This is a genomic window from Alteromonas sp. RW2A1 (assembly GCF_001886475.1).
GTDB classification, from domain to species: domain Bacteria; phylum Pseudomonadota; class Gammaproteobacteria; order Enterobacterales; family Alteromonadaceae; genus Alteromonas; species Alteromonas hispanica.
This window is the reverse complement of the sequence record NZ_CP018031.1, coordinates 151,863-164,553: the sequence shown is the minus strand read 5'-3', so window position 1 is coordinate 164,553 and position 12,691 is coordinate 151,863. Positions and strand designations below refer to the sequence as shown.

General features: G+C 46.8%; 11 protein-coding genes. All 11 read right to left on the bottom strand.

The window, feature by feature from the left end:
• Positions 1-28: 28 nt before the first annotated feature.
• Positions 29-1,210 (bottom strand): NAD(P)/FAD-dependent oxidoreductase, encoded by a 1,182-nt coding sequence (locus tag BM528_RS00795; protein WP_071978257.1) that lies wholly within the window; start codon positions 1,208-1,210, stop codon positions 29-31.
• 3 nt (positions 1,211-1,213) lie between these two features.
• On the bottom strand, positions 1,214-2,248 hold the full coding sequence (locus BM528_RS00790) for an ABC transporter ATP-binding protein (RefSeq protein WP_071978256.1): 1,035 nt from the start codon (positions 2,246-2,248) through the stop codon (positions 1,214-1,216).
• Positions 2,248-3,768, bottom strand: coding sequence for an ABC transporter permease (locus BM528_RS00785; protein ID WP_083595151.1), 1,521 nt, complete (start codon positions 3,766-3,768; stop codon positions 2,248-2,250). The genes BM528_RS00790 and BM528_RS00785 overlap by 1 nt, the downstream gene beginning before the upstream one ends.
• On the bottom strand, positions 3,765-4,799 hold the full coding sequence (locus tag BM528_RS00780) for an extracellular solute-binding protein (protein ID WP_071978255.1): 1,035 nt from the start codon (positions 4,797-4,799) through the stop codon (positions 3,765-3,767). The genes BM528_RS00785 and BM528_RS00780 overlap by 4 nt, the downstream gene beginning before the upstream one ends.
• 9 nt (positions 4,800-4,808) lie before the next feature.
• Positions 4,809-5,618 (bottom strand): hypothetical protein, encoded by an 810-nt coding sequence (locus BM528_RS00775; protein ID WP_071978254.1) that lies wholly within the window; start codon positions 5,616-5,618, stop codon positions 4,809-4,811.
• Positions 5,619-5,902: 284 nt separating this feature from the next.
• Positions 5,903-6,376, bottom strand: coding sequence for a peroxiredoxin (locus BM528_RS00770; RefSeq protein ID WP_071978253.1), 474 nt, complete (start codon positions 6,374-6,376; stop codon positions 5,903-5,905).
• 9 nt (positions 6,377-6,385) lie between these two features.
• On the bottom strand, positions 6,386-7,201 hold the full coding sequence (locus tag BM528_RS00765) for a class I SAM-dependent methyltransferase (RefSeq protein WP_071978252.1): 816 nt from the start codon (positions 7,199-7,201) through the stop codon (positions 6,386-6,388).
• Positions 7,194-9,266, bottom strand: a complete 2,073-nt coding sequence (gene recG / locus BM528_RS00760) for an ATP-dependent DNA helicase RecG (protein WP_071978251.1) — start codon at positions 9,264-9,266, stop codon at positions 7,194-7,196. The genes BM528_RS00765 and recG overlap by 8 nt, the downstream gene beginning before the upstream one ends.
• A gap of 132 nt (positions 9,267-9,398) precedes the next feature.
• The gene (gene trmH / locus BM528_RS00755) at positions 9,399-10,106 is read right to left on the bottom strand and encodes a tRNA (guanosine(18)-2'-O)-methyltransferase TrmH (RefSeq protein ID WP_071978250.1); all 708 of its coding nucleotides are present in this window, start codon (positions 10,104-10,106) and stop codon (positions 9,399-9,401) included.
• A gap of 3 nt (positions 10,107-10,109) precedes the next feature.
• The gene (locus BM528_RS00750) at positions 10,110-10,496 is read right to left on the bottom strand and encodes a RidA family protein (RefSeq protein ID WP_071978249.1); all 387 of its coding nucleotides are present in this window, start codon (positions 10,494-10,496) and stop codon (positions 10,110-10,112) included.
• 24 nt (positions 10,497-10,520) lie between these two features.
• Positions 10,521-12,632 carry a bifunctional GTP diphosphokinase/guanosine-3',5'-bis pyrophosphate 3'-pyrophosphohydrolase gene (gene spoT / locus BM528_RS00745; RefSeq protein WP_071978248.1) on the bottom strand — a complete coding sequence of 704 codons (2,112 nt, stop codon included), beginning with the start codon at positions 12,630-12,632 and terminating at the stop codon, positions 10,521-10,523.
• Positions 12,633-12,691 lie beyond the last annotated feature (59 nt).

Below are 12,691 nucleotides of genomic sequence, written 5' to 3'. Positions count from 1 at the left end.
TTGCTGTAGCATCGGCGGGAGAAATAGCTTACACCACCTGCCCGGCTGCCCAGCCGCTGCTCCACGCCCATTGGAAGTTATAGCCTCCTAACCAGCCGGTGACATCCACTACTTCACCAATAAAATAGAGCCCTTCCACGTTGTTGGCCATCATGGTTTTTGAAGACAGTTCATTGGTATTCACGCCACCAATGGTCACTTCCGCTGTGCGATAACCCTCTGTGCCATTTGGCTTTATGTGCCAGTTTTCTAATGTGTTCGCTATATTCTCGCATTCCCCGTGAGACAGCTGCTTTACCGGCACGTTGCGCCATTCGTTTAACTCGATAAAACTTTGCGAAACACGTTTAGGGAAAATTTTATTTAAGCAGGTAGCGAGCAACGCATCAGGAGTTTGTGCCCTCGCGTTATTTAATAACTCGTGAGGGTCGTTATCGGGAGTCGTATTGATACTTAATGTATCGCCGGCTTCCCAGTAGCTGGAAATTTGTAGCATAGAAGGGCCACTCAGCCCTCGGTGGGTAAACAGCATAGCTTCTTTAAAGGTAGTGTCGTTACAGCTTGCATAAACATCTACTGCAACACCGCTCAAATCCGCCAGTGTTTCTTTGTCTTTGTCATGCAAGGTGAATGGCACCAGGGCGGCTCGGGTTGGCAACACATTTAAGCCAAACTGTTCGGCAATTTTGTAACCGAAAGGCGTAGCGCCTAATTTGGGCATACTTAACCCGCCGGTAGCAATTACCAAGGATTTGCACTGGTAATCACCATTACTGGTAGTGAGTGAATACCCACTTTCACTTTTTTCTACAGAAAGAATGTCACAGCGAGTGGTGACGGTCACCTGCGCCTTTTCGCATTCTTTAAGCAATAAATTTACAATGTCTTTTGCACTGTCGTCACAAAACAATTGGCCAAGGGTTTTCTCGTGATAACCAATGCCGTGCTCGGCAACTAAGCTAATGAAATCCCACTGGGTATATCGACTCAGGGCAGACTTACAAAAATGGGGGTTTTGCGAAAGGAAGTTCTCTGGGCCTGCGTACATATTGGTGAAATTGCAGCGCCCACCACCAGACATTAGGATTTTGCGCCCTACCTTTTTGGCGTGATCAAGTACTTCTACGCTACGCCCTCTTGCTCCCGCTTGCGCAGCACAAAAAAGCCCAGCAGCACCCGCACCAAGCACTATCACATCACGTTTAATCACGTATTAAGCCTCTCTTGGAAATACTGCTAACGGGTGGGTAGTAATAAGCTGTATATGGGCTCGTTCACCAGGCTTTATGGCATTTTCGTGGCTTACTCTCACTTTCAGCTGACTTCCGTTATCGAGCATAACTGCATACAAGCGACTTTCACCCTCATAGCGTACCCAGTCTACTGTACCGTTTGGCGAGGCATGACTTGCATCTAAACTTAAGTCATCGGGTCTTACCAATAAATCTACGTCGCCATGAGCATTTTGGAGCGGTGTACCAGGAACATTGCCGACATCCGTAATAACGGTGTTATCTACATTGTTTTCGCTATTGTCGAATTGAGCCTTTAGAAAGCTAGCCTCGCCCATAAAGCGGGCCACAAAACGACTGTTCGGCGTTGAATAACACACTTCCGGCGTGTCTAACTGCTCTAATACGCCTTTATTCAGTATACCTATTCTGTCGCCCACACTGAGAGCTTCTTCTTGATCGTGAGTAACCCAAATAGCGGGGACATCGGCTTTTTTAAGGGCATCTCGAATTTCCCAGCGTAAGCTATCTTTCAGCGCTGCATCTAGGTTAGACAGCGGCTCATCTAGTAGAACAAACGCTGGCTCATGAGCAAGTGTACGGGCTAACGCCACCCGCTGCTTTTGACCGCCAGACAAACTGGCAGGCTTTACATTGCGAAAGTTATCCAACCCCAACAGTGTTAGCCAATGATCGGCAAGGGACGTGTCTTTTAAACGGAAACACACATTTTGCTGCACGGTTAGATGCGGAAACAAAGCAAAATCTTGAAACACCATTCCCACGTTGCGCTTTTCTGGCGGAACATGCTTGGCAGGAGTACTTACCCAATTATCTAAGCGTACTTCGCCCTCTGAAACAGGAATTAGCCCTGCTAATGCTTGTAATATGGTGGTTTTTCCACAGCCTGTAGGCCCCACCAACATGAGAATTTCGTCTTGACCAAGTTCTAAATTTAACTTGTCGACTACTCGGGTAGCCCCATAATTCACTGACAAATTACTTACACTTAGCATTACGAACGTTCATCCTCGGTAACGGTAAATTGGGCTTTTCGCTCACCCGACAGCATTAGCACTAAACCAACACCTGACAATAGCACTAGTAACAACCCTGGCACTGCGGCGCGACCAAAATAACCAGCCTCGTAAACTCGCCACATGTAGGTAGCCAAGGTCTCAAATCCTGTTGGGCCAAGCATAAGAGTGGCAGGTAACTCTCGCATGGCTTCTAAGAACACCAATGCAGCGCCTGCTATCATACCACGAAGGGTTAAAGGTAGCGTAATTCGCATAAAGGCTTCTTTAGGCGTTGCGCCAAGTACTCTTGCCGCTTTCACTAAGCCTGAATCGATATTTTCAGCGGTAGTTCTTACACTGCCTACTGCCAATGGCAAAAAGCGCAGTACGTAAGCCATAACTAATAGCCCTAAAGTTTGATATAGCGCAGGAAGCTGCAGGCCAACATAAACCAATGCGGTACCCATAACGATGCCAGGTACACCAAAGCCAAAATAGGTAATGCGCTCCATAAGCCGCCCGGCTTTGCCGGCAATAGCCGCGTGTGCCACCGGAATTGCCAAGAGAACGGCTACCAGCGCAGCTAAGAAAGAAGCGTGAGCAGAGTTCCACGCATAGCTGAATTCAAACCCTCCGGTTCCTTCGCGAACCAACCATAAGGTGAAAATAGCAAGGGGTAATACAATCGCCATCAGCACAATGGGCATAGCGCTTAGTAGCATAAGGTTGCACTGCCAGCGTGGCGGGAACAAAGAAAGATGACGGCCAGGTCGCTCGGTCGCGCCGCTTATACGGCTTTCTATAAACAGAATGAGCCCCACTATCACCATTAATTGCAAACTCAGCATAGCGGCCTGACTTAAACCAAACGCGTTGTATTCGACAAAAATAACGCGGGTAAAAGTATCTAGCCCCATAATGGCGGGAGTACCAAAGTCGGACAATGCGTAAAGGGCCGCAAGCAATGCACCTGCACCAATGCTGTTAACTACTCGGGGCAGCACTACGCGCCACAAGCTTTCACCTAATGATAACCCAAGGGTTCTGGCGGCGTTCACAAGGCTGGCATCTAAACTGAGCAGGCTTGAGCGAGTTGTCATCATCACAAAGGGGTAAGTGTAGAGGCTCATGACTAATGCAGAACCCCATAAACCGCTTATGGGTGGAGTACTTATGCCAAGTACGTTTTCTATCTCGCCGCCTCGGCCAAATGAGAAATACATAGCAAATGCCCCAATATAGCTGGGTAGGGCCAGGGGAGCAGCAAGAACAATTAGCCAAAAACGTTTAAAGGGAAGATGTACGTACGCGGTGAATATGGCTAACGGCACACCAATCAACACAGATCCAATGATGGTAAGCAGCATTAGGGCCACCGTGTTTCCTAGCACTCTTATATTATGCGTATCAAAAAGTTGGGCACTATCTTGTGCTAGAGAAAACAAAACGCCGACGGGCAATAAAGCCATCAGCGCTATGAGTAGTGCCAGTGGATACGACTTTGGCCAATTTGTCACAGTACGCCGACATCCCTCATCATGTTAAGGGTTGGACGTAAGTCTGCTAATTTACGAAGATCTAACTCTGGCGGAGAAAGCGAACTTAAACTTGCCAATCCCTCCGGCGCTGCCACATCTTGCACAAGCGGAATTTCATAGGCTTCGCGAGCCAAGTAGCTTTGTACCTCATGGGTAAGCAAGTAACGGATAAAGTTAACAGGCAAGTCGCCCTCGCTTAACGCCACAATACCCGATGCATTCACCAAACAGCCGGCGTCGTTATTGGTGTAAGCCAATGCAACGTTAGCGTCTGGCTTGCCCGATTTTAAGCGTAATGTGTAATAGTGATTGGCGAAGCCGACATCTACTTCACCGCGTTCCACGCCCATTACCACACCAAGTTCGCCAGCGTACTTTTTAGCATTTTTATTAATACCTTTAAGCCAACTGCGCGTAGCGTTTTCGCCTTCCAGTATACGCATTGCAGTAACAAACGATTGAAACGATGAGTAGGCAGGCGCCCACCCAATTTTTAAATCGCTATCGGCTAATGCCATAATGCTGTCTGGAATTTGCTCTGGCTTTACGCGTTCTGTGTTGTAAGGAAGCGTTCGCACTCTACCCGTTACCGGCGACCAACTTGGGTATTGAAAGCCGTCTTTTAACTGGCTAGTAACAGTAGATGGAAGTGGCTTAGCGGCGCCTGAATCTGTCACCATACCAATTGAGCCAGTGTCTACTGCCCAAAAAAGGTCGGCGCGTTTAACACCCGCCTTGGTTTCAGCCACAATGGTATTGGCAAGTGCCGCGGAACCGCCGCGACGAACTTTAAGATTGAGTTTTGGATTTCTCTTTTTAATGGCATCGAGTACATTTTCATACAAGCCGCCCTCACCACGACCTAAATATAAGGTCAGGTCGCCTTCTAGTTTTGGCAAAGTTTCTACAGAAACACTGCCTGCGGCAGAGACTGCATGCGCTAAACTAAAGGGGACGCTGCCCAATACTCCGGCAGCCGCTAGGCCTTGTAAGAATGTTCTTCGTTGCATTAAGGTTCCTTAAAATACGTCTTTACGACCTTTTTCTGCTTCTACCAGCAGTGCACGTGCTTTATTAAGCTTAACCTGCATGGCTTCTACCACGTCTCTTACGCTATCAACGCTTTTATTGCTGGAAATAGCTTGTGGCAAAGTCACGTTGAAGTCTTTTTCTAGTGCTTCAACCAAGTCGGCGTCTTTGGCAATTAAATCACCTTCTACACCTTCAAAGCGTTGGAGGTAAGTGTCGTGAACCAAAGTGGTAGCTACTTCGTTAAGCTGCTCGGCATATTTGGCAACAACGCGATCTAAGCGCGTTTTTATATCGTCGATAACAGCCGGCCCAGTAGTTGGCTCTACTTCAGTAGTGCGAACTTGATCAACTAGTCCTCGCTGTTGATATTGGGATGCAAGTTTAACCGCGCCTAATGCTTGCCACAAGGCGTGATTCAGTTTCTCTTGCTCTTCTCGAACAACATCAATAGGTTTGCTTTCATCAATGGCAACTTTTACGCCGTAAATTCCCTGCCAAATTGACGCATAAATAGGCACGTATTGCGTTTCAATTGCAGAGTGAAAATCGACTTCTTCCCAGTATTCCATAAGGGCATCGGTTTTAAGATTTTTGTCTTTGCTTGCATAGGCATCAACAACTGAGCCAAACTTGCTTTCCAACCAATGAACTTCTTCAGTATATTCACCAATATGTGCGTGAAGATTATTTACGTGATCGCCAATTTCGCCGTTGGCTAGCGCACTGGTGGATACCATTGATAGCGACAAAAACGACGCAGTCAAAAGGGTACTTATTTTTTTCAATGTTATTGTCATATTGGTTCCTAAAACATTGTTCTTTCACGTTGGCATCTGCGCAAATGATACTTATTATCATTAACTAAGTAAAGGCAACTCATCTCGCCCATTGGTCGTATACCTACAGGTTATGCAAGAGCGCTGGGGGTTGAGGAAATAAACTATAGGGCATAATAATCTGCCCAAGCTTATATGCTAGGTCGAGCAAAGTAGATTTGTATGCGGCCAAAAAAAGCCCGCATAGTTTGTGGGCGTGTTATATGCGGGCGTTTTATATGCGTGAGGTTTACACCATGTGGCTGTTACAGACTATCTAGCATGGTTTGAGCATCACTCACATCGAAGCGGCCCGGATCTTCAACGTTCAGCTTTTTCACTTCGCCATCTTCTACATAAATAGAATAGCGAAGCGAGCGTACGCCACCAAAGTTGCTGGTGTTCATATCCATGCCTATTTGTCTTGTGAAGAATGCATTGCCGTCTGCCAACATTATAATTTCTTCAGCATTACTCGCTTTGCCCCATGCATCCATCACAAACGCATCGTTTACCGACAAACAAATAATGCTATCAATACCCTTCGCCTTAAATTTATCGGCAAGGGCAACATAACCGGGTAAGTGAGAGTGTGAACAGGTTGGTGTAAAAGCTCCTGGCACAGCAAACATTACCACCCGCTTCTCTGCGAAAAGCTCGTTAGTGCCGGGGTTAGTAATTTCACCGTCTACCAACAAACTAAAGTCTACCTCGGGCAAGGTACTACCAACTCGTATCATGCTACTCTCCTAGTTGTTATTACATAGATATACATCAAATCTGTGTTTTTTGCTTTCTATCGCCATAGTCGGTTTTTCTCCGGCTAACACCTCAGCACTGTTTGGGCGTTTTACCACCACGCGATGGGTAGCTAATTTCCGTGCAGGCGATAAAAGCGCATCTGCGTCTGGGTCGTGTCCCAACAGTTGTTGAAACAACCGCATTTCCTTTTTTACCAGCGCCGATTTCTTTTTGTGTGGGAACATAGGATCAAGATAAATGGCGTTTACGCTCTCACCTTCAAAGTATTGCATTACATCGGCACTATTTCCATGTTGAAGTGATAATAGGTCTGCTAAATCTGGATAATCCACTTTCAGTCTTCTTATGCCGTCTTCTAATAATGCAGCAACAATAGGCGAACGCTCTATCATAGTAACTTTACAGCCAACGCTGGCCAGTACAAATGCATCACGGCCAAGCCCCGGTGTGGCATCTATCACGTGCCAGCCGTCATTACCTTTCAAACCAATGGCTTTTACAATAGGCTCTTTGCGCCCGCCGCCGTGCTGTTTGCGATACAGGCTTGCGGGAGAAGCAAAATCGACCTCTACCGGCAGTACTTTTTTCTCACTTGCATCTGCTAAACCCAACACATTATTGTGAATTTGTAGATATAAGCCTGACTCTGGCTTTTCCTCTTGCGCATCTAAGGCGTGGTGCCACTTTTCCACCGAACTTTTAGTAAGTAAGTAGTCACTTTCGTAGAATTTGCTATCTTTAGGGGTAGCTAACACTAACGGAATAGACGATGGTGTCGAAGAAGAGGGCGAGTTATCAGGCATTACCGTATTGCTCCTTGTGTCCAATCCATCGATTAATAATAGCCTGCGCGTGAGAGGGATATTTTTCCCACATGGTATAGGCAATATCTTGAACTTTGGGAATAAGGGCGGCATCGCGCACCAGATCAGCTATTTTAAGCTCTGCTAAACCAGTTTGGCGCGTTCCCATAAACTCACCCGGCCCACGTATTTCTAAATCTTTTTGAGCAATGTAAAAACCATCGCTGCTCTCTCTTAACACACCTAAACGTTGTGTCGCAGTTTTTGAAAGCGGGCTTTGATACATAAGCACGCACTGACTTTCTACAGCACCACGGCCTACCCGCCCACGCAACTGATGTAATTGAGCAAGACCTAGTCGTTCGGGGTTTTCAATGATCATAATACTTGCATTAGGTACGTCTACACCTACCTCAATAACGGTAGTGGCTACCAGCAAGTCTAGCTTTCCGTCTTTAAAGTCGGCCATCACCTGTGCTTTTTCGGCGGGCTTTAAGCGCCCGTGCACCAGTCCAACTTGTAAGTCTGGAAGCGCCGTTCGTAGCGTTACCGCTGCGTCTTCTGCAGCCTGACATTCCAGAACCTCAGATTCGTCAATTAACGTGCACACCCAATAAGCTTGCCGACCGTTGTCTTTACACGCTTGGCGCACACGCTCTATAACATCGCCACGGCGTGTGTCAGGCAGTACCACTGTGGTAACTGGGGTACGCCCAGGCGGAAGTTCGTCAATAATTGACGTATCTAAATCGGCATACGCCGTCATAGCCAAGGTTCGCGGGATTGGTGTGGCTGTCATAATAAGCTGGTGCGGATATCGCCCTTGCTGTTCACCTTTATCGCGCAGAGCTAATCGCTGGTGAACTCCAAAACGGTGTTGTTCATCAACAATGACTAAGGCTAACTGTTGGTAATTCACGCTTTCTTGAAAAATAGCGTGAGTACCCACAAGCATTTGAACATCTCCCGCCTCAAGCCTTGCCAGTACCTCGCTACGTGCTTTACCTTTAAGCTTTCCGGCCAACCACCCTACTTCTATACCCAAAGGCGCTAGCCATTCTCTAAAGTTATTGGCGTGCTGTTCTGCTAATAATTCAGTAGGTGCCATTAACGCCACTTGATAGCCTGCGCCAATAGCCGACAGCGCTGCTAAGGCGGCAACCAGCGTTTTACCAGAGCCTACGTCCCCTTGTACCAGTCGCATCATGGGTCTGGCTTTTTGCATATCTTGCTGAATATCCTTTACTACTCGTTGCTGTGCACCGGTAGGCGAAAAAGGAAGCTGAGCCAGCATTTTTTCTATTAGCGTAGAATCAACCTTTATCGCTATTCCAGGCTGAGCGTCAGACTGTTTACGCACTTTTAGTACGCTGAGGTGGTGTGATAGTAGCTCTTCAAGAATAAGACGATATTGAGCCGGATGAAGCCCCTCTTCAATTTCATGAACATCAGCATCTGGCGGCGGCCGATGCACGGTATGCAGTGCCTCGTTGAGCGACACTTGATTGTCGTAAATACCCTCTGGCAGCAAATCTGTTAGCGCACCTTTGTCTAATAGGGCTAGCGCTTGTTCGGTTAAATTACGCAAGGTAAGTTGTTTAATACCCTCGGTTGTAGGGTATACCGGAGTTAAGGATTCTTCTGAGGGCGGAGCATCTTCGTCAACCACTTTGAATTCGGGGTGCATCATTTCAATGCCCCACTTGCCCGTGCGCACTTCACCAAAGCAGCGCACAATATTACCCGGTGTCATCATAGTGCGCTGCACGGCACCAAAGTGAAAAAAACGCAGCGTAATGGTGCCTGTACCATCGCTTATTTTTACCACCAGCATACGTTTTTTGCCGTACTGAATATCGGCGTTCATCACTTCACCCTGCACACTTACATGGGTAAAAGGACGACATTCAGCCACGCTATATATTCTGGTTCGGTCTTCGTAGCGAAGCGGCAGGTGAAAGAGGATATCTTGAAGGGTAAACAAGCCAATTTTATTGAGCTTTTCTGCCACCTTTGCGCCAACCCCTTTAAGGGCAGTAATAGGTGTGGTGGCGAGTGCTTGCATGCAGCCTTATCCTCAAGTCAAACGGTTGATTAGCGTAAAAAAACAATAAATGAAGTGTAAAGGATTGTCACTGAGTTGGCGAGTACGCTTTGGGCCAGTTTTGAACAACTGGCCATTTGCATAAATCAGAGTTTAGCTTGCTTCTAACGCCTCAGCTTCGGCTTTGGTAATTTGCATTTCGCGCCACCAGCTTTCGTCGGCATCTACTTCACCTATGTCGTTAATACGCGGCATAGGCAGGCCCTTTCGCATACAGAGCTTATACAATCTAGGGTATCCATTTTTAAACGCTAACGCATGGCACTCTTCTTCTGGCAACTGTTGGCGTTCATACATACCGGCTATGGTGCGCTGACGCTGAGCTTCGTAAAGCACAAGGGCTGCAGCAACCGATACGTTTAGCGACTGCACCATGCCCATCATAGGAATAACAATATCCTGATCGGCCATAGCAATGGCTTCGTCGGTGGCGCCGTACTTTTCTTGACCGAACAAAATCGCCGTCGGCTTAGTGTAATCTACGTCGCGAAAATCTACGGCAGTGTCAGACAGGTGTGTTACCAGCACCTGCATATTTTGGGCTTTGAGCGTATGCATGGCATCGCTAATATTGTCGTGATTTGTTTGGCGCACCCAGTCTTGGCTGCCCATCGCCGTACCGCGACGTATTTGGTATTTCTTTTCCCACACCGTATGCACTTGATGAATACCTACGGCATCGCAGGTACGCACTATGGCCGAAACATTATGCGGCTTGTGCACGTTTTCAAGGCAAACGGTAAGATCGGTTTGCCTTTTTTCCAGCACGGATCGTATGCGCTGGTAACGCTCAGGCGACATAGTTTACTCCGGTAATTCCATAACGCCGTCTATTTCAATTTGCGCGCCTTTTGGCAACGCAGAAACCTGTACAGCAGCGCGGGCTGGATAAGGCTTATTGAAGTAACGAGCCATAATTTCGTTTACCAACGCAAAGTGACCTAGGTCGATAAGGAAGATATTCACCTTAACTAAGTCATTGGTACTGCCACCGGCGGCTTCACATACCGCTTTAACGTTTTCAAAAACCTGTACCGCTTGCGCCTCAAATTCTTCAGACACCATTTCCATGGTTTCAGGAACCAGTGGAATTTGCCCTGAAAGATATACCGTAGTACCCGCTTTTGCGGCTTGGCTGTATGTACCAATAGCAGCAGGTGCCTTATCGGTCTGAATAATAGACTTAGACATAAATATTCCTAATGTTTTATAAAATTAGTGTCGAGATTGACTATGACGTGACACTTTTTGAACCTCTGGCATAGTGCGTATTTTCTTCATCACGCGGGCCAGGTGCACGCGATTATGCGTGGTAAGCTCTAGGTCAATAAAATAGATGTTACTCTCTTTTTCTTCGGTTTGCAGACCAATGATATTGGAATCGCACCCAGAAATGGTGTTCGTTAATGTTGCCAGTGTACCCTGGTGATTAAACAGCTCGATACGCAGTGATGCTTTGAATTCGCCCTGAGGTTCGTCATCCCACTGCATGGGTAACACACGCTGAGGTTCTTCTTTGCTAAGCTTGCGAATATTGTTACAGCCCGTTTGGTGAATGGTCATGCCTCGACCGGGGCTTAATACCGCCACAATTTCATCATCGGGAATAGGATGGCAGCAGCGCGAATAATTTACTAATAAACCTTCGGTACCACGAATGGCCACGTTACCTTTTTTATTCGATAGATCGGTTGTACTCTCGCCCAACAATCGTCTTGCTACTATGGCACTTAGCTCGTTTCCTAAACCAATGTCTATTAGCAGTTCGTCAAAATCATTGTGCTTGGTCTCTGCCACCACACGCTCAATATCTTCATGGGGTATCTCGTCTAACTTTACGCTGCCTAACGCATGTCGTAACAGTCTATTGCCCATATTTACAGCTTCTTGAGAATGCTGCTTACGCAGATATTGGCGAATACGGGTTCGCGCTCTGGCACTTACCACAAAATTAAGCCAGTTGGCGTTTGGTTTTGCTCTTGGAGAGGTAATAATTTCTACCGTCTGACCATTTTCAAGAGGTTTACTTAGGCTAAAGTTACGACGCTCAACACGCACCCCTACACAGGTGTTACCAATATCTGAGTGAACAGCATAAGCAAAGTCGACCGCAGTGGCCCCCATGGGCAATTCAATAATGCGGCCGTCGGGAGTAAACACGTAAATTTCATCGGGAAACAGGTCTGTTTTTACCGATTCAATAAATTCAAAAGAAGAGCTGGCCGACTGCTGTAGCTCTAACAAGCTTTGAGTCCATTTGCGAGCACGCAATTGCGCGGTAGTACCATTATCGCCCGGCTCTTTGTACAGCCAATGTGCAGCAACACCTTTGTCTGCCATTTGGTCCATTTCATGGGTACGAATTTGAATTTCAACCGGAATACCGTGTGGCCCAATAAGCGAGGTATGCAGCGATTGATAACCGTTAGTTCGAGGGATGGCAATATAATCTTTGAAGCGGTTTTCAATAGGCTTATAAAGCCCGTGCATGGCTCCAAAGGCGCGATAGCAGTTATCTACCGAGTCTACCACAATACGAAATGCGTAAACGTCCATGACTTCGCTAAACATCAGCTCTTTATTTTTCATCTTCCGATAAATAGAGTACAAATGCTTCTCGCGACCCAACACCTTCGACTCGATGTTATAGGCGTCTAAGCGCGTATTTAACTCTTCACGGATATTTTCGATAATTTCTTTTCGATTTCCACGGGCCTGACGCACCGCCGATTTAAGCGCACGATGGCGCATGGGGTACATGGCCTGAAAACCTAAATCTTCAAGCTCATTTTTAATATCGTGAATACCCAAGCGATGGGCAATAGGCGAATATATTTCTAGCGTTTCCAGTGCGATACGGCGGCGCTTATCTGGGCGAAGAGAGCCTAGGGTTCGCATGTTATGAGTTCTATCGGCAAGCTTGATAAGAATAACCCTGATGTCTTGCACCATGGCCATCATCATTTTTCGAAAGTTTTCTGCCTGAGCTTCTTGCTTACTGCTAAATGCAATTTTGTCGAGTTTGCTAACGCCTTCTACTAACTCGGCAACGGTATTACCAAAGGCTTTCGCTAAATCTTCTTGGCTGTAGTGGGTATCTTCAATAACATCGTGAAGTAATGCGGCCATGAGAGTTTCATGGTCTAAATGCATATCGGCAAGAATACTGGCCACTGCAACTGGGTGAGTAATATACGGATCGCCACTTGAGCGCATTTGTCCGTCGTGGGCTTCTTGCGCCAAAACGAAGGCATCTTGAACCAGCTGCACCAAGTCAGCGGGCAAGTACTCAACAACTTTCTGCTTTAAACCTTCAAACAAATACACAGCGTCAAACGGCCCCTAGTTACACTACTTCCTTAAGAATACGTTTATTTTCGCATTAA

Excerpts from the sequence above, each read along its gene's own strand:
- BM528_RS00790 (WP_071978256.1), bottom strand. The coding sequence starts at position 2,248 with ATGCTAAGTGTAAGTAATTTGTCAGTGAATTATGGGGCTACCCGAGTA.
- BM528_RS00770 (WP_071978253.1), bottom strand. The coding sequence starts at position 6,376 with ATGATACGAGTTGGTAGTACCTTGCCCGAGGTAGACTTTAGTTTGTTG.
- BM528_RS00765 (WP_071978252.1), bottom strand. The coding sequence starts at position 7,201 with ATGCCTGATAACTCGCCCTCTTCTTCGACACCATCGTCTATTCCGTTA.
- recG (WP_071978251.1), bottom strand. The coding sequence starts at position 9,266 with ATGCAAGCACTCGCCACCACACCTATTACTGCCCTTAAAGGGGTTGGC.
- BM528_RS00775 (WP_071978254.1), bottom strand. The coding sequence starts at position 5,618 with ATGACAATAACATTGAAAAAAATAAGTACCCTTTTGACTGCGTCGTTT.
- trmH (WP_071978250.1), bottom strand. The coding sequence starts at position 10,106 with ATGTCGCCTGAGCGTTACCAGCGCATACGATCCGTGCTGGAAAAAAGG.
- BM528_RS00750 (WP_071978249.1), bottom strand. The coding sequence starts at position 10,496 with ATGTCTAAGTCTATTATTCAGACCGATAAGGCACCTGCTGCTATTGGT.
- BM528_RS00780 (WP_071978255.1), bottom strand. The coding sequence starts at position 4,799 with ATGCAACGAAGAACATTCTTACAAGGCCTAGCGGCTGCCGGAGTATTG.